The organism is Nonomuraea sp. NPDC049646 (genome assembly GCF_044465525.1).
Lineage (GTDB): Bacteria > Actinomycetota > Actinomycetes > Streptosporangiales > Streptosporangiaceae > Nonomuraea.
In genome coordinates this window covers 1-23584 of record NZ_JBITLU010000023.1, presented here as the reverse complement: position 1 = coordinate 23584, position 23584 = coordinate 1, and the positions used below count along the sequence as shown (strand labels likewise).

The 23584-nt window shown below is 73.0% G+C and carries 22 protein-coding genes, 1 tRNA gene and 1 pseudogene; 9 read left to right on the top strand and 15 right to left on the bottom strand.

What is annotated here, in order from left to right; genetic code table 11:
* Nucleotides 1-138: 138 nt before the first annotated feature.
* Nucleotides 139-699, top strand: coding sequence for an NADAR family protein (locus ACIBQ8_RS44705; RefSeq protein WP_397172349.1), 561 nt, complete (start codon nucleotides 139-141; stop codon nucleotides 697-699).
* Here the strand turns inward: ACIBQ8_RS44705 and ACIBQ8_RS44700 are convergent, their stop codons facing one another.
* The 4 genes from ACIBQ8_RS44700 to ACIBQ8_RS44685 form a co-directional block, all read right to left on the bottom strand.
* The gene (locus ACIBQ8_RS44700) at nucleotides 700-3069 is read right to left on the bottom strand and encodes a helicase-associated domain-containing protein (protein WP_397195178.1); all 2370 of its coding nucleotides are present in this window, start codon (nucleotides 3067-3069) and stop codon (nucleotides 700-702) included. It lies immediately after the preceding gene.
* 80 nt (nucleotides 3070-3149) lie between these two features.
* Nucleotides 3150-3226, bottom strand: a tRNA-Lys gene (locus tag ACIBQ8_RS44695).
* 41 nt (nucleotides 3227-3267) lie between these two features.
* Complete coding sequence (locus ACIBQ8_RS44690; protein WP_397172353.1) at nucleotides 3268-4191, bottom strand: nucleoside hydrolase; 924 nt, start codon at nucleotides 4189-4191, stop codon at nucleotides 3268-3270.
* A gap of 286 nt (nucleotides 4192-4477) precedes the next feature.
* On the bottom strand, nucleotides 4478-4870 hold the full coding sequence (locus ACIBQ8_RS44685) for an OsmC family protein (protein WP_352319472.1): 393 nt from the start codon (nucleotides 4868-4870) through the stop codon (nucleotides 4478-4480).
* A 52-nt stretch (nucleotides 4871-4922) separates the two neighbouring features.
* On the opposite strand from ACIBQ8_RS44685, the gene ACIBQ8_RS44680 reads away from it, so the two are divergent.
* The gene (locus ACIBQ8_RS44680; protein WP_397195177.1) at nucleotides 4923-5621 is read left to right on the top strand and encodes a hypothetical protein; all 699 of its coding nucleotides are present in this window, start codon (nucleotides 4923-4925) and stop codon (nucleotides 5619-5621) included.
* A gap of 50 nt (nucleotides 5622-5671) precedes the next feature.
* Nucleotides 5672-6445, top strand: a complete 774-nt coding sequence (locus ACIBQ8_RS44675; protein ID WP_352352103.1) for an FAD:protein FMN transferase — start codon at nucleotides 5672-5674, stop codon at nucleotides 6443-6445.
* Between the two features lie 63 nt (nucleotides 6446-6508).
* Here ACIBQ8_RS44675 and ACIBQ8_RS44670 read toward each other — a convergent pair whose 3' ends face one another.
* The gene (locus ACIBQ8_RS44670; protein ID WP_352319467.1) at nucleotides 6509-6784 is read right to left on the bottom strand and encodes a hypothetical protein; all 276 of its coding nucleotides are present in this window, start codon (nucleotides 6782-6784) and stop codon (nucleotides 6509-6511) included.
* 115 nt (nucleotides 6785-6899) lie between these two features.
* On the opposite strand from ACIBQ8_RS44670, the gene ACIBQ8_RS44665 reads away from it, so the two are divergent.
* Together ACIBQ8_RS44665 and ACIBQ8_RS44660 are read left to right on the top strand one after the other, a co-directional pair.
* Nucleotides 6900-7280 (top strand): phage holin family protein, encoded by a 381-nt coding sequence (locus tag ACIBQ8_RS44665; protein ID WP_352319465.1) that lies wholly within the window; start codon nucleotides 6900-6902, stop codon nucleotides 7278-7280.
* A gap of 10 nt (nucleotides 7281-7290) precedes the next feature.
* The gene (locus ACIBQ8_RS44660; RefSeq protein WP_397195176.1) at nucleotides 7291-8622 is read left to right on the top strand and encodes an aromatic amino acid ammonia-lyase; all 1332 of its coding nucleotides are present in this window, start codon (nucleotides 7291-7293) and stop codon (nucleotides 8620-8622) included.
* Here ACIBQ8_RS44660 and ACIBQ8_RS44655 read toward each other — a convergent pair.
* Nucleotides 8564-9547 carry a LacI family DNA-binding transcriptional regulator gene (locus ACIBQ8_RS44655; RefSeq protein ID WP_352352106.1) on the bottom strand — a complete coding sequence of 328 codons (984 nt, stop codon included), beginning with the start codon at nucleotides 9545-9547 and terminating at the stop codon, nucleotides 8564-8566. The genes ACIBQ8_RS44660 and ACIBQ8_RS44655 overlap by 59 nt on opposite strands.
* 241 nt (nucleotides 9548-9788) lie before the next feature.
* Here ACIBQ8_RS44655 and ACIBQ8_RS44650 point away from each other — a divergent pair, with 241 nt between their 5' ends.
* Complete coding sequence (locus ACIBQ8_RS44650; RefSeq protein WP_397195175.1) at nucleotides 9789-10649, top strand: amidohydrolase family protein; 861 nt, start codon at nucleotides 9789-9791, stop codon at nucleotides 10647-10649.
* Nucleotides 10650-10892: 243 nt separating this feature from the next.
* Entirely contained in the window at nucleotides 10893-11429 is a 537-nt protein-coding gene (locus ACIBQ8_RS44645) for a cysteine dioxygenase (protein WP_397172362.1), read from the top strand.
* On the opposite strand, the gene ACIBQ8_RS44640 is transcribed toward ACIBQ8_RS44645, so the two are convergent.
* Both ACIBQ8_RS44640 and ACIBQ8_RS44635 read right to left on the bottom strand, forming a co-directional pair.
* Nucleotides 11401-12066 carry a hypothetical protein gene (locus tag ACIBQ8_RS44640; protein ID WP_397195174.1) on the bottom strand — a complete coding sequence of 222 codons (666 nt, stop codon included), beginning with the start codon at nucleotides 12064-12066 and terminating at the stop codon, nucleotides 11401-11403. The genes ACIBQ8_RS44645 and ACIBQ8_RS44640 overlap by 29 nt on opposite strands.
* A gap of 14 nt (nucleotides 12067-12080) precedes the next feature.
* Nucleotides 12081-13247, bottom strand: coding sequence for a CynX/NimT family MFS transporter (locus tag ACIBQ8_RS44635; RefSeq protein WP_397172366.1), 1167 nt, complete (start codon nucleotides 13245-13247; stop codon nucleotides 12081-12083).
* A 75-nt stretch (nucleotides 13248-13322) separates the two neighbouring features.
* On the opposite strand from ACIBQ8_RS44635, the gene ACIBQ8_RS44630 reads away from it, so the two are divergent.
* Entirely contained in the window at nucleotides 13323-14306 is a 984-nt protein-coding gene (locus ACIBQ8_RS44630; RefSeq protein WP_397172368.1) for a LacI family DNA-binding transcriptional regulator, read from the top strand.
* Here the strand turns inward: ACIBQ8_RS44630 and ACIBQ8_RS44625 are convergent.
* The gene (locus ACIBQ8_RS44625) at nucleotides 14269-15594 is read right to left on the bottom strand and encodes an MFS transporter (protein WP_397195173.1); all 1326 of its coding nucleotides are present in this window, start codon (nucleotides 15592-15594) and stop codon (nucleotides 14269-14271) included. The genes ACIBQ8_RS44630 and ACIBQ8_RS44625 overlap by 38 nt on opposite strands.
* A gap of 58 nt (nucleotides 15595-15652) precedes the next feature.
* Here ACIBQ8_RS44625 and ACIBQ8_RS44620 point away from each other — a divergent pair, with 58 nt between their 5' ends.
* Nucleotides 15653-16714 carry an ArsR/SmtB family transcription factor gene (locus tag ACIBQ8_RS44620; RefSeq protein ID WP_397195172.1) on the top strand — a complete coding sequence of 354 codons (1062 nt, stop codon included), beginning with the start codon at nucleotides 15653-15655 and terminating at the stop codon, nucleotides 16712-16714.
* Here ACIBQ8_RS44620 and ACIBQ8_RS44615 read toward each other — a convergent pair.
* From ACIBQ8_RS44615 to ACIBQ8_RS44590, 6 genes and pseudogenes are all read right to left on the bottom strand, one after another.
* A complete protein-coding gene (locus ACIBQ8_RS44615) occupies nucleotides 16654-17514 on the bottom strand; it encodes a carbohydrate ABC transporter permease (RefSeq protein ID WP_397172373.1) in 861 nt (286 codons plus the stop codon). The genes ACIBQ8_RS44620 and ACIBQ8_RS44615 overlap by 61 nt on opposite strands.
* Complete coding sequence (locus ACIBQ8_RS44610; RefSeq protein WP_397195171.1) at nucleotides 17511-18392, bottom strand: carbohydrate ABC transporter permease; 882 nt, start codon at nucleotides 18390-18392, stop codon at nucleotides 17511-17513. Before ACIBQ8_RS44610 ends, ACIBQ8_RS44615 begins: the two co-directional genes overlap by 4 nt.
* A 54-nt stretch (nucleotides 18393-18446) precedes the next feature.
* Nucleotides 18447-19739: an ABC transporter substrate-binding protein gene (locus ACIBQ8_RS44605; protein WP_397172377.1), complete on the bottom strand. Its 1293-nt coding sequence runs from the start codon at nucleotides 19737-19739 to the stop codon at nucleotides 18447-18449.
* Nucleotides 19740-19862: 123 nt separating this feature from the next.
* Entirely contained in the window at nucleotides 19863-20636 is a 774-nt protein-coding gene (locus ACIBQ8_RS44600) for an AMP-binding protein (protein WP_397195170.1), read from the bottom strand.
* A 357-nt stretch (nucleotides 20637-20993) separates the two neighbouring features.
* A complete protein-coding gene (locus ACIBQ8_RS44595) occupies nucleotides 20994-23348 on the bottom strand; it encodes an ATP-binding protein (RefSeq protein WP_397172381.1) in 2355 nt (784 codons plus the stop codon).
* An 84-nt stretch (nucleotides 23349-23432) separates the two neighbouring features.
* Nucleotides 23433-23584: pseudogene (locus ACIBQ8_RS44590) on the bottom strand (IS110 family transposase); the annotation flags it as partial.

The following is a 23584-nucleotide window of genomic DNA, read 5'->3' as shown; positions in this document are numbered from 1 at the left end:
GATCATCGTGAGCCGGGAGGCATCGTCAGGTCAGCGCCTTGGCGATCTTCGCCAGGTCCAGCAGCCGGAACTCGGCGGGCTCGACCGCCGGTCTTAATCGGCTTGGCCGGCGTCCGTCCCTTGTGGGACGGTTGAGCGGTGTCCGACCAGCTTCCCCGTACCGTTGACGAGGCCGTCGAGGCGGAGCGGAACGGCCACCGGCCGCGCTACCTCTACTTCTGGGGCCACCGCCCGCCCCGCGACGGCGGCCCCGGCCGCGGCTGCCTGTCGCAGTGGTGGCCGGTCGCCTTCACCGAGGGCGGCCACACCTTCGCCTCGGCCGAGCACTACATGATGGCCCACAAGGCGTGGCTGTTCGGCGACGACGACAGCGCCCGCCGCATCCTCCTGGCCGCGACCCCGGGCGAGGCCAAGAAGCTCGGCCGCACCGTGCGCGGCTTCGACGAGGCCGTGTGGGCGGCACACCGGCTCGACATCGTCACCCGGGCCTCCCTCGCCAAGTTCGGCGCGCACCGGGACCTGCGGGAGTTCCTGATCGGCACCCGGGCGCACGTGCTGGTCGAGGCCAGCCCGCTGGACCGGGTCTGGGGCATCGGCCTGGCCGCCGACGACGAGCGCGCCGCGTCCGCGGCGACCTGGCGGGGGCTGAACCTGCTCGGCTTCGCCCTGATGGCGGCCCGCGACGAGCTGGACTCCTGATCAGGTCAGCACTTTTGTGATCTTCGCCAGGTCCAGCAGCCGGAACTCGGCGGGCTCGTGGCACCACACGTCAAGGTCCGTGCCGCGCACCTCCGGGCCGCTGACGGTGAGCTCCTCGCCGTCGTGGACGATCCGGGCCGTGCCGTGGTACTCCAGCTCCATCGCCACCCGTCCGCGGGCCTTGGGCGGCAGGGCGGTGGCGTACCGGGCGAAGACGTCGCGCAGGCCGTGGTGGGCCGGCAGCGGCTCGCCGGCGGTGGTGACCAGCCAGGCGGCGGCGCGTTCCGGGCGGAGCACCGCCTGCTCGCGGCCGGCCGGACGGGCCGGGGCGCGCCGGGGCCTGCGGCCGGTGACGGTGAGCGTGCCGTCGGCCTCGCGGGCGACCGGCGCGTACCCGGCCTCCCTGAGCAGGGCCAGGGTCTGCGCCGGGTCGAGCGCGCTGGCCAGGACGGTGGGCGCCAGCAGGCGCGGACGCAGCTTGGCCAGCCTGCGATGCGCGGCCAGCTCGGCCAGCAGGGCATGGTCGTCGCCCACCACGCAGCAGCCCACCGGGACCACCTCGATCTCCCCGTGCCGCCGGGCGACGTCGTGGATCAGGTACGTCAGGGGCTGCGGCAGCGGGCCGGCGGCCACCTCGGCCAGGGCGGAGACGAGATCGGCCGCGGTGTGCCCGGCGTCCAGGGCGCGGCGCACCGAGGCCGCGCCGAACCGCCACGAACCGCCGGGCTCGCGGTCGGCGGCCCGGTCGAGGACCTCCGTCAGGGCGGCGGCGGGCGGCCCGGTGACCACGGCGGTCAGGTCCGTCCCGAACAGCGCCTGCCGCCGGGCGCCGGCCAGCAGCCCGGCGGCGGCCTCGCCCACCCTCGGCCCGGACGGCGTCCGGAGTGCCAGGCCGGGCGGGCTGAGGGCGTCCGCGCCGAGCAGGCCCAGCAGCCGGGACTCGGCCAGCACCGCGAGCACGACCTCGCGGCAGCTCGCCCGCTGCAACAGCGGAAGATGCCAGCTCGCGGCCGCCGCCACCGCCTCCGCGTCCGGCACGGCCGCCACCTCCCCCGCCGCCACCTCCCCCGCCGCCGCCTCTTCCGTCGCCGCGCCGCCCGGGAGCAGCCCGAACACCACCTCCCGGATGACGCTGGACGGCGTCCCGGTCCCGGCGGGGGCCAGCGGGTTGCGGGGTTTGCCGTCGTACCGGCGGGTCGGGCTGATCGGCAGCCGCCACCACGCCTCGACCAGCGCCGCGTAGCGGTCGGCCGGCGACAGGCGCAACCACGCGTCGTAACCCCTGGTCGGCGAGACCCCGGCACGCCGGGTCTCGGTCGCGCGCCGGGCGGGCACCTGCGTGAGCGGGTTGGCGGCCAGCAGACCGGCGGCGTGCACGAGGTCGAGCAGCAGGCGGACCTCGTCCTCGGCGCAGCCCAGCCGGCCGGCCAGACGGCGCACCTCCTTGACGCCCACGCCGCCGCCCTTCAGCTCGGGCAACGGCTGCGCCGCCGCGTCCTGGAGCAGGGCCGCGGCCCGGTCCAGGAGGCGGAGGGCGGCCACGGACGCCTCGTGCGCGACCAGCTCGGCGTCGACCGGCCGGGTGCGGATCGCCGGCTGCTCGACCGGCAGGTCGATCCGATGGTCGGGCCCGCGCAGCGCGAGCGCGACCTCCATGGGCATGACGTAGGTGCGCTCCCAGTCGACGCTCCAGACGAGACCGTGGTCGCGGGCCCACCGCGCCGGGGTCGCCGAGCCCCGCGGCTGGTGCCGGCCGCGGGGCGGGAACTCGTCGAGCACCCGCGCGGGCCCGCGATCGAGGAAGTCGTCGAGCAGCTCGCGGGTGCCCGCCGGGGCGCGGGCGACCAGCCGGGCCAGCCTGCCGGGATCGCCGAGGGCCGCGGTGATCGACTCGATCAGCGCCGCCTTGCGCGGCGCGCCCGTGCCGCCCAGCCGCCGGTGCACGTCGATCAGCTCGGCCACGGTGACGTGCGCGAGCAGCCCGGACAGGTCGGGGCCCAGCCCCAGGGGCGTCGGCAGCGCCGCGGGCAGCCCGGCGGCCAGGTGCAGCGCCCCGCCCGCGCCCCGCCGTACGAGCGCGACGCGTTCCAGCCGGTCGATCAGCCCGGACAGGTCGGCGCCCGCGGTCACCAGCGCGGACAGCGGCCGGTCGCTGCGGGCCGAGACCAGGATCGCCTCCGCCAGCAGCAGGCAGGGCAGCGGCGTCCGGGACAGCGCCAGGTGCACCGACTCCGGCGCGTCGAGGCGCTCGGCCAGCTCGGCCAGCCGCCGCGGCGGCACGGGCCGCAACACGTCGGGCCGCGCCGCCAGCAGCTCGGTCAGCCGCTCGCGCCCCAGCCCCGCCAGCCACCCCGCAAACGTCTCGTCCACCGACCGATTGTCGCAAGCCGCGAGGAGCGAAGGGGCCCGAAAAGCAGCGAAACCGCCTGGTGAACCAGGCGGTTTCGGTGTGGTGCGCCGCCAGGGACTCGAACCCCGGACCCGCTGATTAAGAGTCAGCTGCTCTAACCAACTGAGCTAGCGGCGCAACAGGGTTAACTGTATCAGCCGCCGGACGGTGCCCGCACATCAGCCGAGCCGCTCCCCCAGCCGCCCGTACGCCCCCAGCACCAGGTCCCAGAACCCCTTGACGTCCACGGACGTCGCCACCAGCGCGTTCGCCGGCCGTCCGCGCAGGTCGAAGTCGGTGACGGTCATACCTCGCGTGTACGTCCCGGCGGTCTCCACGTTCACCACGGCCGGCACGCAGGTGAACAGCGACGGGTCCAGCACGTACGCCACCGCGCAGGCGTCGTGGATGGCCGGGCCGCCCTCGGCCGTCACCACGCCGTAGAACTGCGCGGCCGGGACCAGCAGCTCCGACAGCCGGCCGAGCGGCCGCATGCGGTCGAGGACGTCCGCGGTGACCAGGGCGGACAGGGTCACGTCGAGGCCGAGCTGGCGGACCTGCCAGCCCGCCTCGAAGACGATGGCCGCGGCCTCGGGGTCGGCCAGCATGTTGAACTCGGCCGCCGGGTTGTGGTTCCCCCGGGTGTACGAGCCGCCCATGATCACCAGCTCGCGGGCCCACTCCACGACGCGGGGCTCGCGGCGTACGGCGAGCGCGATGTTGGTCAGCGGGCCCACCGCGACCAGCGTGATCTCGCCCGGGGCGGCACGCAGGGCGTCCACGATGAAGTCCACCGCGTGCCCCTCCGACAGGGCGCGTACGGGGGCGGGCAGGACGACGTCGCCGAGACCGGTGTCGCCGTGGACGTGCCCGGCGCGGACCGTGCGGTGCAGCAGGGCGCCCGCGCTGCCGGGCGTGACCGGCACGTCGCCGAGGTCGAGGAACTCCCTGAGCGCCAGCGCGTTCGCGGTGGTCAGCTCCAGGTCGACGTTGCCGCCCACGGTGGTGACGCCGACGACGTCGAGGTCCGGGGAGCCGGCGGCGAGGGCCAGGGCGAGCGCGTCGTCGATGCCGGGGTCGCAGTCGATGAGAACTTTCTTCACACCCCAGGACAATACGCATCCCCGATGACAGACGGGACAGCGCCGTGGCCGGCTGCGGGCATGGATCGGGGCCGGGCAGTTCCCCCAAATCTGCCCGGCCCCGATCGGTGGCGGTCCAGGCCGACGTCTTCCCCCAAAAACGTCGGCGGTCCCGCACTCGCGGACCGCGGTCCCCCTCCGCGTCCGCATCGGTGAAGGTCTGTTGTGGCCTCTCGACCTGCTACAACGCTACCGAGACGAATGCAACGGTCGCGTCATAACGGGGTCGAATAAGCGTTTAATCCGACTAGGGAAGCTCCAATCGAACCTCTGTACCGTCCTGCAACGATCTGCTCACCGTGCAGTACTTGTCGTGCACCCGCCCGGCCACCGCCCTGAAGACCTCGTCGGCCTCCTCCGAGGGCAGCTCCACGTCGTAGGTGACCGTCACCGGCCCGAGCTTGTTCGGCTCGACCTTCTCCGACTCCACCGTCATGGCCAGGCGCACCAGCCGGTGCCCGCGCTTGGCCGTGAGCGGCTCGACGGTCACGATGTTGCAGCCGCCCACCGCCGCGAGCAGCAGCTCGACCGGGGTGAACACGCCCTCGTCGTCGCCGCCGCCGATCTTCACCTCGGCGCCGCGGGCGTTCGTGGCCCGGAATCCGCCGTCTTCTGTCCGCTCAACACGCACGTTAGCCATGTTTCAGACCTTACTCAGAAAGCTCTCATGTTCCTTCAGCATCGTCGTAGACATGGCTAGTGAGGTGAATGCGAGTCACGGTCCCATCCTCTTCTGGTGCGGGGTCGCGGTCGCCGAGTTCGGCGCGATCCAGCCGGGGTTCGGCTACCCCTGGCGACCCACCGCCTACGCCGCCGCGGCATTGCTCGTCGCGCTCGGCTTCGCCACCGTCAAGGCCGCCGACCTGCTCCGCACCGAGCAGGCCCGGCAGCGGCTGCGGCTCGGCGGCTACCTGGCCGGCGCGCTGCTGGTGGCCCACGAGCTCAGCTCCACCGCGTACGTGACGGAACTCAGCCGCGTCGGCTCGCTCCTGCTGTACGCGATGGCGGCGGTCATGGCGGTCCGCAGCCACACGGTCGTCCCGCGGGCCAAGGGCAGGGTGCTGATCGCGTCCGGCATGGCCCCGGAGACCCTGCGCGCCCGGCTGGCCGGGACGGACACCGTGGCCGTCTACCGGGCCGAGCGCGCCACCAGCGAGCTGCGCGACCTGGAGGCCAGGTACGGTCTCATCCTCGTCACCGGCGCCGAGCACGACCCGAGGGCCAAGGAGCGCATCAGCGCCTCCGGGCTCAGCCGCCAGATCCCCGACATCGCCGAGCGCGAGGTGGTCGTCGAGGGCCCGCGCCCGTTCACCCGGTACGTCGGCGGCGCGTTGTCACGCCTCGCGATCCCGAGGTCACAGGTCCATTTCAAACCAGGGCAAAAGGCTTAGCCCCACGTTACGGCCGGCGTGAGAGCGTGGGCAGCGGACAAGGAGGCCAGGTGACGATTTTCCCCGGAAGCGCCCGTGTCGACACGGTCATGGGCATGCCCGTCAGTGTGGACATCCGCACGGCTCTGCCGGCCCGAGAGCTCACCCCCCTGCTCGACGACGCCTTCTCCTGGTTGCGCTGGGTGGCCGACACCTTCAGCCCGGCCAAGGAGGACAGCCAGATCTGGCGCCTCAACCACGGCCTGACCATCAGGCAGATCCCCGAGCTCGTCGAGGTCCTGCACCGCTGCGAGGAGCTGGGCGAGGCGACCGGCGGCTGGTTCGAGCACCGGATCAACGGCGTGATCGACCCGTCCGGCTACATCAAGGGCTGGGCCCTGGAACGCCTGTCGCGGGCGCTGTGCAACGCGGGCGCCGGCGACCACCGCATCAACGCGGGCGGCGACATCAGGGTGCGCGGCTCGGCCGCGCCAGGCAAGCCGTGGCGCGTCGGCATCCGCGACCCGCGCACCGACGTCGTCAGGAAGGCGCTGTTCGCCCACGACCTCGGCATCGCCACCTCGGGCGGCGCGGCCGTGGTGGACCCGCGCACCGGGGAGCGCCAGCAGACGCTCGGCTCGGTCACCGTGATCGGCCCCGACCTCGGCGTGGCCGACGCCTACGCCACCGCCATGTACGCCATGGGCCCCACCCTGGCCAGGCGTTTCGCGACCGACCTGGCCGAGGCCGGCGCGTACGACACCATGATCGTGCTCCGGGACGGCCAGGAGGTCAGCACGCCGGGCATCTCGGGCATCGCCGCGGGGGCCCGCCTGGCCGGCTGAGCACCGCCCAGTGTCCAGGCGTCAGGCGTCAGGCGTCAGGCGTCAGGCGTCAGGCGTCAGGCGTCAGGCGTCGGGATGATCGCGCAGGTATTCCAGGTAGATCGGGCGCAACGCCTCGCCCAGCTCACCCTCGCCCGCCGCGAGCGCGTCGCTGAGCAGCGCGGAGACCCGGCTGAGGTCGTTGGCGGTCTCACTCTCGTGACCGCTCGCGGCCTCGGCGGCCGGGATCACCTTCAGCAGGTTCCACAGGAAGCCCAGATCCCCATGGCGTACGGCGTACCGCACCGCTCGGTCGTGCAACTCCGCCGCGGGCAACGAATCAAGACCATTAGCGTCCATCCCGCTCCCTTTCCCGACATGAGTCACAGGTAACCGCCGCCACCATCCGTGGTCGACCGGCTTCGCGGGGTCGATCTATCGCGCCGGCCATCGCGAAGTGGGAGGATCAACCAGCGTGAGATTCATCATCAGAACCGTGGCCGCGGCCGCCGCCCTCTGGGTCGCCATCCAGCTCCTCGACGGCATCAAGATCACCGCCCCGGAGAACTCGGCCAAGTACTGGGGCGTCCTGCTCCTCGTGGCGCTGATCTTCGGTGTCGTCAACGCCATCGTGAAGCCGATCGTCAAGGCGCTGGGCTGCGCGGTCATCGTGCTGACCCTCGGGTTGTTCCTCCTCGTCATCAACGCGGCCATGCTGCTGCTGACGAGCTGGATCGCCGGCCAGTTCGACATCCCCTTCCACGTCGACAACTTCTATCCGGCCGCCTTCTGGGGCGCGATCATCATCAGCGTGGTCAGCTGGCTGCTCGGCCTGTTCATCCCCGACAACGACTGATCCCCTCCCCATGCAGCTCAACGGCGCCGGCCTGACCTGCGCCCAGGTGCACGAAGCCGCCCACGGCCGGGCCCGGGTCACGATCGGTCCTCTCGATCGGGCCCGGGCCTCGTGGGCCACCGCCCAGGGGCTGACCGGCCCCGTCTACGGCCGCAGCACGGGCGTGGGCGCCAACCGGGACGTCCGGCTCGACTCTCCCGGCCTCGACCTGCTGCGCAGCCACGCCTGCGGAGCGGGCCCCCTGGTCGCGGACGAACGCGCGCGGGCCATGCTCGTCGTGCGGCTCAACCAGCTCATGGCGGGCGGCTCGGGCATCGACCCGGCCGTGCTGCCCGTCCTGGCCGAGGCGGTCGCGGGCGGGTTCACGCCGCCAATCCGCACGTACGGCGCGATCGGCACCGGCGACCTGACCGCGCTCGCCACCACGGCCCTGTGCCTGCTGGGCGAGGTGCCCTGGCGGCGGGCGGGCGAGGAGGCGGCCGGGCCGCGCTTCGCGCTCGCCTCCGGCGACGCGCTGCCCTTCATCAGCTCGGGCGCGGCCACGCTGGCCGACGCCGCGCTGGCCTGCCACCGGCTGGGCGCGCTGCTGGAGGCGGCCGTCGACGTGGCCGCCCTGTCCTTCACCGCGGTCGACGCCTCCGCCGAGCCGCTGGCCGCCGCCGTCCAGGAGGCCAGGCCGCATCCGGGCCAGTCGCGGGTGGCCGGACGCCTGCGCGGCCTGCTCACCCACGAGCTGGCCACCCGCGTCCAGGACCCGTACGGCTACCGCGCCTTCGCGCAGGTGCACGGCGCGGCCGTGGACGCGTTGGAGCGTGCCACCGCCATCGTCGAGACCGATCTGAACGCCGCCACCGAGAACCCGCTCATCACCGGCACCCTGGCCTGGCACAACGGCAACTTCCACTCGGCCCCGGTGGCCCTGGCCCTCGACGCGCTGCGCGCCGCGCTGGCCCAGACGGCCCAGCTCAGCACCGCCCGCCTGGCCACCCTCATGAACCCCGCCTACACCGGGCAACTGCCGTTCCTGGCCGACCGGCCGGGCGCCTCCGGCCTGATGATCCTGGAGTACGTGGCCCAGGACGCCCTGGCCGAGCTGCGCCACCTCGCCACCCCCGTGACGACCGGGACCGCGGTGATCTCGCTGGGCACCGAGGACCACGCCGGTTTCGCCACCCAGGCCGCCCGCCACGCGCTGCGCTGCCTCGAACCGCTGGAGGTCGTGCTGGCCTGCGAGCGCGCCGCCGCCATGCGGGCCCGCAAGGGGGCGCGGCCCGACAGGCAGCTCACCGACGAGCTGGACGAGGCGCGGGCGGCGCTTGCGCGACCGAGCCGCGCTCCCTGAGCGTCGGCTCCTGGACCACCCGGCGGCGGCGGGTGCCGCCGTCGGCCGCGGCCGCGATGAGCCGCACCGCGGCCCTGACGATGCCGTCGATGTCCCAGTCGACGGTGGTCAGGCCGGGGGTGAGCAGCCCCGACATGGGATGGTCGTCGTAGCCCATGACCGACACGTCGCCGGGGATGGACAAGCCAAGCTCCTTGGCCGCGGCGTAGACGCCGTAGGCGATGGAGTCGGCGAAGCAGAAGACCGCGCCCGGCCTGGACGTGGAGAGGATCTCGTGGGCCGCCGAGGTGGCCGCCGCCAGGTCGTGGGGGGCCGTGACGACCTCGATGTCGAGCCCCAGCCGGTCGGCCTCGGCCAGCACGTGCACGTCGGCCGGACGGTCGGGGGTGCTGGCCTGGGTGGGCGTGAGCACGGCCACCCGGCGGTGACCGAGGCCGGCCAGGTGTTCCAGGGCCAGCGTGACGCCCCGGCGGTTGTCGAAGACGACCTCGCCCGCCGTGCCCGCCAGTGAGTCGCCGATCGCGACGACGGGCAGCGACTCGCACAGCTCGGCCCAGAACGGCGCGGCCGGGTCGACCGGCTGCACGATCATGCCGTCGACGCGCTGGTCGCGGAGCTGCTGGGCGAGCACGCGCTCGCGGTCGGGGTCGCCGACCGCGTCGAGGATCAGGGCATAGCGGTCTTTCTCCCGCAGGCCCCTGCTGATGCCGACCGCCAGCGACTGCTGCCACAGGTCTTCGAGCGAGCCGCAGAGCAGGCCGATCATGCCCGTGCGGCCGCTGGCCAGGGCCCTGGCGATGGGGTCGGCCTCGTAGCCGAGCTCGGCGGCGGCGGCGCGCACGCGCTCCATCGTCTCCTCCGAGACCTGCATGCCGCGCAGCGCATAGGAGACGGCCGCCGGAGACAGACCGGTCGCGCGGGCCACTTCCCGAATCGTCGCTCTCTTCCGCGGCATCCCGCCAGCCTATTGCCTGCCACCGACAGAAGCCGGATTACCGCACGGGCTCGCGGGCTTCTTCTCGACCTGCCCTCGACGTGCGATCCGTTGACAAATAGGGCAGTGAAGCGGTTCACTGAACCGTATCACTGAAACGGTTCACCTGCTTGATTTCGCAGTACACTTCGTTTACCTGTAATCTCAGTAGGAAATAGAGGGAGGTGTGATCGTGAGCATCGACGTGCACCAGCACCTGTGGACGGGTTCGTTCGTCGCCGCGCTGCGCGCTCGCACCGTCCCGCCCCGGCTCGACGGGTGGACGCTGCTGCTCGACGGCGAGCCGCCGTACGAGGTGGATCCGGCCGACCACGAGCACCGGGACACGACCGGGCTCGACCTGGCGCTGGTGTCGATGTCGAGCCCGCTGGGCGTGGAATTCCTGCCGCCGGAGGAGGCGTGGCCGCTGATCGACGCCTACCACGAGGGCGCGCTCGGGCTGGGCGAGCCGTTCGGGGTGTGGGCGGCGACCTGTCACAGCGAGCCCGATCCGGAGCGGTTGGCCAAGGACCTCGACCGGGGGCTGGCCGGGCTGCAGATCCCGGCCACCGCCGTACCGGACGACCGGCTGCTCGACGTGCTCACCGAGCGGGACCTGCCGCTGTTCGTGCATCCGGGGCCGGCCGCCGTGCCGCCGCCGCCGGGGACGCCGCCGTGGTGGCCGGCGCTGGTGCCGTACGTGCAGCAGATGCACGCTGCCTGGCACCACTTCCACGCCGTGGTCCGGCCCAGGCATCCTCGGCTGCGGGTGTGCTTCGCGCTGCTGGCGGGGCTGGCGCCGCTGCACTCCGAACGGCTCATCGCCCGTGGTGGCACTGGGCGCGGCTTGGTCGATCCCGGTTTCTACGTGGAGACGTCCTCGTACGGGCCGCGTGCCATCGACGCGATCGTCCGCGAGCTGGGCGTGGACGTCGTCGTCAACGGCTCCGACGCCCCGTACGCCACCACCCCCGACCCCGGCCTCGGCACCGCCGCCCGCCACGCCATCCAGTCCACCAACCCCCGCCGCCTCCTGGGCCTCCCCCCACCATGAAGCCGCGAGGGAGCGCCGGCGTCTGGAGGAGCGGCGGGAGCGCAGCGACCAGAGCGGGGGAAGACGCCGGCATGAGGCGACCGAGCCCGCCGAACGAAGTGAGGCCATCAAACGCGCGAGGGAGCGCCGGCGTCTGGAGGAGCGGCGGGAGCGCAGCGACCAGAGCGGGGGAAGACGCCGGCATACCGGCGACCGAGCCGCCTCACGGAGTGAGGCCATTAGATACAGAAAGGAGACTCGTACGTGAGTGACATCCAGATCCAGGGCGGGGGCGTGTGTGCCGGGCTGCCCGAGCGCACGCTTGACCGGCGCGAGCTGCGCGACCTGGTCGACGAGCTGGCCGCCAACCCGCAGGAGTGGCGTGACATGGTCGACTTCCCGTCCGACGGCGGACGGCACTACGCCTCCCTGTACCGGGACGCCTATGTGGACGTCTGGGTGCTGTGCTGGCGTCCCGAGGACGACACGGGCTGGCACGACCACGACATCTCCTCGGGCGCGGTGCACGTCGTGCAGGGGGCGTTGCAGGAGTGCAATCCGCGCATCGGCGGCGAGCACCTGGAGACCGTGGTGCCGGCCGGGCAGTCGTTCTCGTTCGGGCCCGACCACATCCACCGGCTCGGCGGCGCGGAGGGCGAGAGCGTCTCGATCCACGCGTACTCGCCGCCGTTGTGGCGGCTCGGCCAGTACTCCATCGACGACAGCGGCGTCATGCGCCGGGTGTCGGTGAGCTACGCCGACGAGCTGCGTCCTATGGACGAGCCGGTGCCTGTGGCCTGAGCACGCAGCAGCTCCCGCACGGCTCGACGTCGGGCAGGGTGATCCACAGGCAGCACGTCCTGCGGAAGTAGCCGTCGTCGGCGGGCTCGACCAGCCCGTCGACCGGGCTGCCGAGCTCGGCGAGCAGGGCCATGTAGTCGCCCTTGACGATGCAGGTCAGCGGATGGGCGAACGCCTCGGCGGTGGAGCCCCACAACGTGCGCTCGCCGACCTTGGCCAGCGCGCTGATGGCCTTGACGAGCGGCTGCTGCGCCTCGGCCAGCGACTCGCGGATGGGTTCGACGCCCGTGCCCCAGCTCACGCGGCCGGCGGCGATCGTCACGCCGGCGTCGGAGACCTTGAAGTAGGTGTCGGCCAGCCGCATGACGGGGATGCGGCCGTCGAGGGCCCAGCCGAGCGCCATGGGCAGGGTCTGCCAGTAGCCGAAGGTCTTCCAGAACAGCGCCGCGCCGACGTGCCGGGGCGCGTTCCAGCGCGCGGCCGTCTGCGCGACCAGGCCCTCCAACAGCGTGTACGGCTCCCGCACCAGGTCGGCGGCGGCCGTCCAGCTCTCGTCGGGGTCGATGACGAGCCCTGGCTCGACCCCGATGACGCCGCCGCGGCTGTCGGCCAGACGCTGGAGAGCCTCGGTCAGCACGCTGCGGATCCCTTCTATAGGTTAGCCTTACCTAAAGTAGCAGGGCGTCCGGCGAACCAGCCAGCCACGAGCTGGGCCCCGAGAACCCCGAGGCCGACCGTCAGCGGCACGGTCCAGCCGCCCGAGACCTCCCTCAGGTAGCCGAACAGCAGCGGGCCCAGCGCGGCCACGACGTAGCCCACCGACTGGGCCACGGCCGACAGCGCGGTCACGCCGGCCGGATCGGCCGGGCGCAGGGCGATGATCAGCAGCGCCAGCGCGAACGAGGCCCCCTGGCCGATGCCGAGCACGATCATCCACAACCACGGCACGGTGGCCGGGGCCAGCAGCACGCCGAGGTAGCCCAGCACGGTCAGCACGCCGGCGCCCACCACGTACGGCACCTGCGAGTCCCGGCGGCCGGCCAGCACCGGCACCGCGAGCGAGGTCGCGACCTGGACCAGGTTCGTCAGGCTGAGCAGGTAGCCGGCCTGGTCGGCGGGCAGGCCGGCGTCGAGGAAGATGGTCGGCAGCCAGGCCAGCATGACGTAGAAGGTGAGCGACTGCAGGCCCATGAGCGCGGTCACGTACCAGGTGACGCGGCTGCGCAGGACGGCGCCGAACGGTCTCGGGCCGCCCTGCTCGGCGGGGCCGCCCCGGACCGCCTGCGGCAGCCAGAGCAGGGCCGCGAGCACGGCGGGCACGGCGAGCAGCGCCGAGACGCCGCGCCAGTCGAAGCCGGTGGCCCGCTCCAGCGGGATCACCAGGGCCGAGGCCCCGGCCGCGCCGGCCACCACGGCCGCGACGTAGACGCCGGTGAGCAGGTTGACGCGGGTGGGGAAGTGCTGCTTGACGATGCCGGGCATGGAGACGTTCATGACGGCGATGGCGGTCGCGGCCAGCGCCGAGCCGAGGTAGAGCATGGGAACGCCGTCGAGCCCGCGCAGGCACTCGCCCGCCGCGACCACGAGCAGGCCGGCCAGCAGCGTCCTGTCCAAGCCGATGCGCCGGGCGAGCAGCGGGGCCACCGGGCCGAACACGCCCAGGCAGACCACCATGACGGTGGTGATCGCGCCGCCGCCCGACGGCGACAGCCCCAGGTCCTTCATGATCTCGTCGAGGAGCGGTGACAGACCCGCGATGGCGGGCCGCAGGTTGAGCGCGGCCAGCACGAACCCGGCCACCAGCAAGGCGTGTCGCAACGGCATAGGGCACCTACTCTGGCACAGGCGTCTGACAACGTTGTCCGCCCGGGTGGAGTAGGACATGATCCATGCGTGAGACCGACGATGAAGGACGTCGCGTCGGCGGCGGGCGTGGCGCTCAAGACCGTCTCGCGCGTGGTCAACGGCGAGCCCGGCGTCCATCCGGCCACCGCCGAGCGGGTGCGGGCGGCCATCGACCGGCTGGGCTACAGCCGCAACGAGAGCGCCCGGGTCCTGCGCACGGGCATGACCGCCACCATCGGCCTGGTCATCGAGGACGTCGCCGACCCCTTCTACGCCGGTCTCAGCCGGGCGGTCGAGGACGTCGTCATCGACCACGGCTGCCTGCTGCTCAGCGGGTCCTCGGGCGAGGAGCCGGGCCGGGAACGCGAGCTGGTCGAGACGTTCTGCGCGCGCCGGGTGGACGGGCTGATCGTCGTCCCGGCCGGCGACGACCACGCCTACCTGCGGGGCGAGCTGGAGACCGGCACGCCCGTGGTCTTCGCCGACCGGCCGCCCGAGCCGGGGATCGACGTGGACACCGTGCTCGCCGACAACGCGGGCGGGGCCGAGCAGGCCGTCCGGCACCTGCTCACGCACGGGCACCACAGGATCGCGTTCCTGGGCGACGACCCGGCGATCTACACCGCGGCGCGGCGGCTGGCGGGTTACCGGCGGGCGCTCGGCGGGCTGTTCGACCCCCGGCTGGTGGCGATGCGCCCGCCGTCGCTCGACGACGTGCGGGCCGACCTGCGGCGCATGCTCGCCCTGGACGCGCCGCCGACCGCGCTGTTCACCGGGAACGGGCGGCTCACGGTGACCGCGTTGCGGGCCCTGGAGGGGCGGCGGCTGGCGCTGGTGGGGTTCGACGACTTCGAGCTGGCCGACCTGCTGCGGCCGGGGGTGAGCGTGGTGGCGCAGGATCCGGCATGGATGGGCCGGGTGGCCGCCGAGCTGCTGTTCCGCCGTCTGCGCGGTGACGGCGGCCCGCCGGAGCACGTCGAGCTGCCCGTACGTCTCATCCCGCGGGGCTCCGGGGAGCTTCCGGCGACGTGACCCCCGCCCCGGACGCCGCGACCGGCCCCATGGAACCGGCGGCGCCGGCAGCCGGAGAAGCCACGGAAGCCGGGGAAGCCGGGGAAGCCGGGAAAGCCGGGGAAGGGCGCGGCGGGCGCAGCGGCCCGAGCAGGGCCAGGGCGACCACGACACCCGCCGCGCCCGCCGCGACGATCGCCGCCCCCGGCCCGATCGTCTCGCCCAGCGCGCCGACCAGCGCCGCCCCGGCCGCCTGCCCCGTCATCAGCCCCGCCGACTGGAGCCCGAACGCCTGCCCGCGCCCCTCCTCGGGCACCGCGTCCACGAACCGCCGCTGCAACCCGAGCTGGTACGACAGCCCCGCGGCCGCGCACGCCGCCAGCACCGCGGCCCACCCCGGGCCAGGACCGAACGCGAACCCCAGCCACGGCACCCCGAGCAGCACGGCGAGCGGCGCCGACAGCCGCTCCCGCAGCGGCGGCGCGGCGAACCTGCCCACGGTGAACTCCCCCACCGCCATCCCGGCCGCCGCCGCGGCGAGCACCACGCCCGCCTGCCCCTCACCGCCCAGGTACGGCACGATCATCGCCTCCGCCCCGGCCAGGCACATCGTCGGCAGCCATCCGGCCAGCAGCAGATCGCGCACCCGCCGATCGGCCAGCAGCGACCGGTTCACCCGCAACGTCTGCCGCACGGCCCCCGTCCCGCCGCTGCGCGCGCCGGCGCGGGCCGGACGGTCGGGCAGGCCGAACCGCAGGACCGCCGCGCCGGCCGCCGACAGCGCGGCGGTGGCGGCCAGCGCGCCGGGCGCCCCGGCGAAGGCCAGGAACGCGCCTCCGGCCGCGAGCCCGCCGACCTGGGAGGCCGCCGAGGCGAGCCCGAGCACCGACCGGCCGAGCACGAACGCGTCCCCGGGCAGGACGTCCGGCAGCGCCGCCGACCTGGCCGCGCCGAACACCGGCGAGAACAGCCCGCTGACCAGCACCAGCGCCAGCATCGCCCACACCGGCAGCCCGGGGCAGGCCAGCAGCAGGCACACCGCCGCCCTGACCAGCTCGCCGGTCACCATCAGCGCCCGGGGCCGCAGCCGGTCGGCCAGCGACAGCAGGAACATCCCGCCCACGATGTACGGCAGCCACCCCGCCATGTACGCCGCCGCCGACAGCCCCGGGGAGCCCGTCCGCGCGTACACCAGCACGGACAGGGCCAGCATCTTGATCGAGTCCCCGGTGACCAGCAGCACGAAGCTGCCGAACAGCACCCGGAACTCCTTGACCGCGAACACGTCGCCGTACCTCGCCGCTCTCACACCCCGATGCTGCTGAACCGGCGCCCGGCCCGGCCAAGGTTTCGGATATAACCGAAAGATGGCGCTGCAGATCCAGGTGACCCCGCAGGACCTGGTGGCCGGCAGGTTCGCGATCTCACCCCTGATCGAGACCATGCACGCCCACTGGACGCTCGACGGCAGGAACGAGCCCGGCGTGCACCGCCGGTGGGTGGAGCGCTGGCGCGGCCCGTACCTCGACCTGGTGCGACGGCATCCGGCGCTGCGCGCGATGGCGGCGATCAGCGGCAACAAGGGCTACGCGAACGTCGACTTCCTCGCCCCGCCGCCGGCCGGGATGAGCGTGCCGTTCGAGACCGAGCTGGCCTCGATGCGCAGGACCCCGGTCCGGCAGGCGCACGAGGAGATCGCCAGGGTGCTGGCGGAGCTGCCGCCGGTGCCGGAGCCGGTCCGCGACCTGCTCTTCTCGCCGCGGGTGGTGCAGGTGCTGGCCGACGCGTACGAGGCGCTGTGGCGGGAGATCATCTCGGTGGACTGGCAGCGGCTCCACGCGATCCTCGAACGCGACGTGATCCAGCGGGCCGGACGCCTGGCCGCCTACGGCTGGGCCGCGGCCCTCGACGACCTGAGCGACCAGGTGCGCTGGCGTCCGGACGGGCACATCGAGGTGCGCCTGCACACCCGCCACGGCCTGCACGTGCTGGGCGGCGGGGGCCTGCTGTTCGTGCCGACCGCCTTCTCCGGCTCGGTCGGCGTGTACCTGGAGGCGGCCTGGCCCAACGCGCTGGTCTACCCGGCCCGCGGCACCGGCGCCGCGGTCGGCGTCCCGGACGGCGACCTGGCGCTGCTGATCGGCCGCACCAGGGCGCGCCTGCTGACCGAGCTGGCCGTGCCCGCGACGACCACCCACCTGGCCGCCCTGCTCGGCCAGAGCCTCGGCGCGACCGGCGGGCACCTGGCCGTCCTGCGCAGGACGGGCCTGGTCGTGGGCACCCGCACCGGCCGTTCCGTCCTGTACGCCCGTACGCCGCTGGGCGACGCGCTGGCCGGCCGGTCACCGGACTGGCGCGCCGTCCCGCCTCAGCCCTTCAGCGCGCCCGCCATCAGGCCGCGCATGAAGAACCGGCCGAGCAGCACGTAGATCAGCATCGTCGGGATCGAGGCCAGGACGGCCGCGGCCATCTGCTGGCTGTAGGGGGTTGCCTGGGCCCCGGCGATGTTGTTGAGCATGACGGTGGTCGGCCAGCTCTGCGGCCCGGTGATGAAGACGGCGAACAGGAAGTCGTTCCACAGGGAGGTGAACTGCCAGATGATCACCACCGCGATGGCGGGCCACGACACCGGCAGCACGACCGACCAGTACGCGCGCAGCATTCCAGCGCCGTCCACCCGCGCGGCCTCGATCAGCTCGTCGGGGATCGTGACGTAGTAGTTGCGGAAGATCAGCGTGCAGATGGGGATGCCGTACACGACGTGCGCGAGCACCAGGCCCGGGATGCCGCCGTAGAAGACGCCCGGCAGCCCGGTCTGCTCGTTCAGCCAGACCATGAGCTTGACCAGCGGGATCATCACGCCCTGGTAGGGGATGAACATGCCGAACAGGAACAGCGTGAACAGCACGTCCGCGCCGGGGAAGCGCCATTTGGACAGCACGTAGCCGTTCATCGACCCGAACGCGCACGACAGCAGCGAGCCGGGGACGGCCAGCAGCACGCTGTTCCACAGGCCGGGGGCCAGTTTCTCCCAGGCCACCCGCCACGCCTCGGTGGTCCACGTCCTGGGCAGGTTCCACGCCTGGCCGGGGTCGGCCTCGGTGAGCGGCTTGAAGCTGGTGGCCAGCAGCACGTAGATCGGGACGAGGACGACGACCACCAGGGCGAGCAGCAGGCAGAACCGCACGATCCCGAACCCGGTCCTGCGCCGGGCCGCGACGGCCGTCATGGCCTGCGCTCCCTTCGCACCGACCAGATCAGGTACGGGATCACGAAGACCGCCACGCTGAGCACGATGTACGAGGCGATCGTGGCCCCCTTCGCCGGGTCGTGCGAGTCGTAGACCGCCACCCACATGAACACCGCGGGCACGTCGGTGATGATCTGCTTGCCGGACACCGCCACGATGAGGTCGAAGACCTTGAGCGAGATGTGTCCCAGGATGATCAGCGCCGACAGGGTGACCGGCCTGAGCATGGGCAGCACCACGTGCCGGTAGACGCCCCACTCGCCGGCGCCGTCCACCCGCGCGGCCTCGCGCAGCTCCTCGGGGACGCCGCGGAAGCCCGCCAGGAACAACGCCATGACATATCCGGACATCTGCCAGATCGCTGGGAGCGCCATCGCGGCCATCCCCCAGTCCGGATCCCTGAACCACTGCCACTGCGGCAGCCCGATCGCGTCGAACAGCCGGTTCAGGCCGACCGCCCGCTCACCCGTCCCCGAGTTCATCAGCCACCGCCACACGATGCCGGTCGCGACGAACGACACAGCCATCGGGAACAGGTAGATCGCCCGGAACGTGCCCTCCCCCCAGATCCCCTTCTCCATGAGGAACGCCAGGAACCAGCCCAGCACCAGCGCCCCCGCCACGAACGTGATCGTGAACACGATCGCGTGGTCGACCGACAGCCGCCAGCGCGCCTGCTCCCAGATGTCGACGAAGTTCTTCAGCCCCACGAACGTGCCTTCGGACACCTCATCGTGCTGGTCCGTCATGGCCAGGCGGAAGTTCCAGCCCAGCATGCCGTACACGAACACGCCGATCGCCACGATCGACGGCGCGACGAGGAGGAGTCCGGGCAGCCAGGTGCGTGCCCGCCTCACAACCGTTTCCCTTCGCGCGGGTACGGCGGGAGCCTCCCGCCGTACCCGCATGCGTCACTGAGCGTTGGCCTTGGCCGCGTCGGCCAGGCCCTGCTGCAGGCCCTTGACGTCCTTGCTGCCGATGAACAGCCCGACCGCCTCGTTGATCGAGGCCAGCCACGGCTGGCTCACCGAGACGCCGTGCTGGATGGAACCGGCCAGCTTGTTCCCCGACCAGTCCTTCAGCGCGTCGGCCAGGTAGTCGGTGTAGAGCGACTGGTCGGCGTCCTTGCGGGCGGGGATGGAGCCCTTCTTGGGGTTGAAGGCGTCCTGGCCCTCCTTGCTCGCCGCGACCTTCAGCCAGGCGATGGCCCCGTCCCGGTTCTTGGCGCCCTTGGGCAGCGTGAAGCTGTCCGACAGCCACATGTAGGTGCCCTCGGTGCCGGGCGCGGGCGCCCAGTCGAAGTCCGTCTTGGACGTCTTGCCGAGGCCGCCCTCCGGCGGGTTGTGGAAGAAGCCGTAGGCCCAGTCGCCCATGATGTTGAACGCCGCCTCGCCGTCGGCCACCTGCTTGGCGGCGGGCTGCCAGTCGTCCTGCGGGTCGCCCGCGTACGACATGATCTTGGCGTAGTTCTCCAGCGCCTTCGTCATCTGCGGGCCGCTCCAGTCGGCGCCCGGCTTGAACAGCGCGTTGTAGGCGTCGGTGCCGAGCGAGCCGAGCAGCACGTTCTCCAGCAGGTGGGTGGCGGTCCACTCCGAGCCGATGGAGATCGGGATCTTGCCCTTGGCCTTGACCTTCTCCAGGTCTGCGATGAACTCCTCGATCGTCTTGGGCGCGGCCGCGATGCCGGCGTCCTTGAGCACCTTGGGGTTGAACCACAGGACGTTGGACCGGTGGATGTTGACCGGCACCGAGTAGATCTTGCCCTCGACGCTGATCTGGTCGACGAGCTGGGCGGGGAAGACGTCCTTGAGCTTCAGCTCGTCGTACAGGAACGTCAGGTCCTCCAGGTTGCCCGCCTTGATGTAGCCCTGCAACTCGGCGCCGGCGTGCCCCTGGAAGGTGTCGGGCGGCGTGCCGGCCTGCAACTTCGACTGCAACAACGCCTTGGCCTTGTCACCAGAGCCGCCCGCCACGGCGGCGTCGAAGAACGTGTAGTTCGGGTTCTTGTCCTCGAATATCTTCTTCATCGCCTTGAGACCGTCGGCCTCGCCGGGGCCCGTCCACCAGGAGAAGACCTCCACCTGCTGCTTGCCGCCGCTCGACGAGCCCGGCTCGGCAGTCTGGCCGCCGCTGCCTCCGCCGCAGCCCGCCAGGCCCAGAACGCCCGCCATCGTGATCGAGACGGCCGCTAACCACCGTCGCATCGCACACCATTCCCTTCGCGATCCCCCGAAGTTGGTGACCTTTGACAACGTTGTCAACAACGGCTATCAACCCACTTCGCGCGCGCCGACGTCAAGGGCGGAGCAGGTAACAGGTCCGCATACTCAGCCCACGCGCTCCAGCGTGCCGGCGGGCCCGGTGAGCACGGTGACGCCCGCGTCGTAGCCGGATCCGGGCAGGTCACCGCGGCCCGCGGCGACGACGAGCGCGCCCCTGGAGACGGCGAGGCCGACCAGGGCGGGCAGGTCGGCGCCGGCGCCGGGCGGCCACGTGCACAGCACGACGTCGGACTCCGTCAGGCCGATCGGCACGTCGAGCTCGGCCATCCTGGCCAGCAGGTCGGCATGGGTGAGCCGGGCGCCGCCGGGCAGCGCCAGCGCGTCCTGGCGCTTGGCGTCGAGGGCGGGCAGCGCGGTGGGCTCCAGCACGAGCAGGCCGCGGAAGTCGATCGTGTCGAGCGCCGGGCCGAGCGAGACCACCTGGCGCACGCGGGAGCCGTCGGCCGCCGCGATCGCCGTCTCCGCCAGGTCGGGGGTGGTGATCAGCATGCGGGCGTCGCACTCGCGCAGCAGCGCCGCCACCTCCTCGACGCCGAGCCCTGGACCGATCGGCGCGGCCACCCCGCCCGCCGCCAGCACGGTGTGCAGGGCCACGGTCTGGGTGCCGGTCGTGGAGACGTGCACGCCCACCACCTGGTCGCGGCGCGCTCCCCTGCGCACCAGCCCGGACGCCGCCCTGGTCACCTCGGTCACCAGGCTGCGGTAGCCGTAGACGTGGCCGCCGCGCAGATCGATGAGCGCCGGCCGCTCGCCCCGCTCGTACGCCCGGCAGAACACCTCGTGGATCACGGTGCCGGAGGACGAGGCGGACGGCGTCATGACCGTCAACGTACGGTCGCCCGCGCGCCGGCCGCATCCACCGATCTATGTAGAGCGGTGTGCATTTCCCCAGCCCAGGGCCGAGGTGGGCGGGCCCGAGCCCTGCGCGACTCGAGCCCGCTGTCACGCGCCCCGGAACCGGGCCCCCACCCCTCCGAGAAGGCCCGGCTCCGTCGGGACGCGTGACGTCCCTCGGTCGATCGGCCGCCGCGGCCCCCGGCGCGAGGACGGGGAGCGCGGGGCGCGGTCGATCACACGAGAACGGTAGGCGTTCCGGCCGGGGCGGCACATGCGCTGACATGGCCATTCGACGATGTAAGCGCCGGGCGGCGGCGATGTGTAGAGAACCCGCCGGGATCAGCGTCCGCCGATCACCCATGCGGCAATCTGTGTACGTGTGGAGAAGCCCAGCTTGCCGAGGATGTTGGCGACGTGCCGCGCGGCGGTGGCCGGGCTGATCACAAGTTCGTCGGCGATGGCCCGGTTGCTCAGCCCGCGGGCCACCAGCTCGGCGATCTCGCGTTCCCTGGCCGTCAGCCTGCTGTCCTGGGCGGCCGGGGCGACCGGCGCGGCGGGCAGCTCGGGCAACGGGCCGCCGAGCGCGCACGAGACCGCCTGGTCGGCCGTCATCGCCAGGCCCTCGGCCCACAGCAGCGCCACCAGGGCCTCGCCGAGCCGTTCGCGGGCGGGGGCCAGCAGCTCCTCGGTGCGGGCGTCGGGACGGCGGTCGCGCAGCCCCAGGGAGGCGGCGGCCAGCAGGACCGCGCGCCGGTCGTCGCCCTCGGCCGCCACCAGGCGCGCCCAGGCCGCCAGCCGCCGGGCGATGCTGTCGCGCAGGCCCGCGTCGCGGCTGAGCACCAGCGCCTCGGTGAGCCGCGCGCGGGCCTGCGCCAGGTCGCCCTCGTCCAGCGCGACGCGGCCGAGCCCGGCCAGGCAGCTCACGATCTGCTGCCGGGCGTCGATGTGCCGCAGCAGGCGCAGGCCGGCCTCGTAGTGCCGCCGGGCGGCCGGACGGTCGCCGGTGCGCCGGGCGATCTGGGCCAGGCCGACGTGCCCGTAGGACTGGCCGAGGTGGTTGTCCAGCCGCTCGCTCAGCGACAGGACCTCCTCGAACGCGCGCCGGGCCTCGTGCAGGCGGCCGGCCCGCAGGCCGAAGTCGGCCCGGGTGCCCTGGGCCAGCGACTCCAGGATCGGGTCGCCGCGCCGCCGCGCCGCCTCCAGGGCCGGGGCCAGCGACTCCTGGTCGCCGGTCGCCTGGGCCAGCATGATCAGGCCCACGGCCTCGCCGTAGGCGTCGTGGGCGTCGACGCACAGCGCCAGCCCGATCTGTACGCACCGCGCCGCGAGCCCCGTCTCACCGGCCGCGAGCGCCAGCTCACCGCGCAGGATCATCGCCTGCCCGCGTAAGCCCTCGGGCACGTCGGGTGCGTCGAGCGCGAGCAGCCGGTCGAGCCGCTCGGCGATGTCCAGCCGCCGCCCGCTGGCCATGAGCAGGTAGCGCACGTCGGTCAGCAGTTGCAGGGCGGTCTGCGGCGTCCCGCTCGCCACGGCCCAGTCGCAGGCCGCGCCCACCTCGGCCTTGAGCCCGTCGAACAGGTTGACGAAGCGCTCGACCACGGGCCACGACGTGCGCGTGCCGGGCGCGAGGACGTCCTTGAACCGCCCGGCCAGCCCGGCGAGCGCGGCCAGGTGGGCGCGGCGCAGCGCCGCCTCCTCGCCGGACTCCGCCAGCCGCTCCAGCGCGTATTCGCGGACGGTCTCCAGCAGCCGGTAGCGGGCCTGGCCGGCGACCTCGCCGTCGAGCACGACCAGCGACTTGTCCACCAGGTCGCACAGGCGCGGCAGCACGTCCTCCTCGGGCAGGCCGGAGCCGGCGCACACCGTCTCGGCCAGGTCGAGCGTCCAGCAGGAGCGGAAGGCCGCCACGCGGCGCAGCAGCAGGCGTTCCTGGGGGCTGAGCAGCCGGTAGCTCCAGTCGACGGCGGCACGCAGCGTGCGGTGCCTGGCGTGGGCCGTACGGGCGCCGCCCGCCAGCACCCTGAACCGGTCGTCGAGCCGCTCGACGAGCTGCCTGACCGACAGCACCCGCACCATGGCGGCGGCCAGCTCGATCGCCAGCGGCAGCCCGTCGAGCGCCTGGCACAGCTCGATCGCCAGCGGCAGCGTCTCCTCGGTCAGCTCGAAGCCGGGACGCGCGGCGCTGGCCCTGGTCACGAACAGGCGCACGGCCTCGCTCTCCTCGCCGACGAGCGAGAGCGGCGGCACCCGCCAGACCGTCTCGCCCGGCACCCGCAGCGGCTCGCGGCTGGTGGCCAGCACGGTGAGCCGCGGGCAGGCGCCGAGCAGGTCGCGGCAGAGCTCGGCGCACTCGCCGACCACCGGCTCGCAGTTGTCCAGGACGAGCAGCACGCGGCGGCCGCCGATGGTCTCCGCCAGGTCCTCGGCGACGCCGAGCGCGGCGCGGACCCGCTCCCGCAGCTCGCCCTTCTCCACGTCGGCCAGCTCGACCAGCCACACGCCGTCGGGGTGCTCGGCGGCGACCCTGGCGGCCAGGCGCAGGGCCAGGCGCGTCTTGCCGATGCCCCCCGCGCCGCACAGCGTCACCACACGCGAGACGCGGCCGAGATGGGCCAGCTCATCGAGGTCGGACTCCCGGCCCACGAACAGGTTGGGCTCGGCCGGCAGGTTGCGGAAATCGGCGGTTCGCAGCATCACTGTGAGTGTGGCATCAACTACCGTTCGCGCCCAGACTCAATCGGTGGAGAACTCGGCGGCCCGCGGATGCTCCTATGGATGTCAAGCGGGATGTTCTTGATCGTTTGCTGTGATGATTCGGTAGAGTTCGCGAGCTATGTAGCGCTTCAGGCAGCGGATGATCTCTTTCTTGGACAGGCCGTCTTGGGTGCGTCGTTCCATGTAGGCGCGGGTGCGAGGGTCCCAGCGCAGGC